Raw genomic sequence first — 414 nt, 5'->3', positions numbered from 1 at the left:
GCCACTGCATACGGGCTGTAAGGATGGAACGGTGTGTTTTCATTCTGCGGCACTTCTTCCACCTTTCCGTAAAGTTCCGAAGTAGATGCCTGATAGATGCGGCAGGTATCTTTCAGTCCGCACAGACGGACAGCCTCTAACACGCGGAGTACACCTGTTGCATCCACGTTGGCTGTAAATTCCGGAGAATCAAAACTTACCTGTACGTGGCTTTGTGCAGCCAGGTTGTAAATTTCCGTGGGCTGTACCTTACTAACTACCTGCAGAATACTCATGGAGTCACTCAAATCTGCATAGTGCAAGTGAAAATTCGGTTGTCCTTCCAGATGTGCGATACGTTCGCGGAAGTCCACTGACGAGCGGTGCATATTCCGGCGGATACCCGTTCAGCATTTCCGGTGATATCCGTTCAGT

The 414-nt window shown here is 50.0% G+C and carries 1 pseudogene; it reads right to left on the bottom strand.

The features are described from left to right. Positions 1–365, bottom strand: a pseudogene (locus DXD04_RS17025) (GDP-mannose 4,6-dehydratase); the annotation flags it as partial. Positions 366–414: the final 49 nt, after the last annotated feature.

Source organism: Phocaeicola plebeius (assembly GCF_003437535.1).
Taxonomy (GTDB): Bacteria; Bacteroidota; Bacteroidia; order Bacteroidales; family Bacteroidaceae; genus Phocaeicola; species Phocaeicola plebeius_A.
This window is presented reverse-complemented; position numbering and strand designations above follow the sequence as displayed.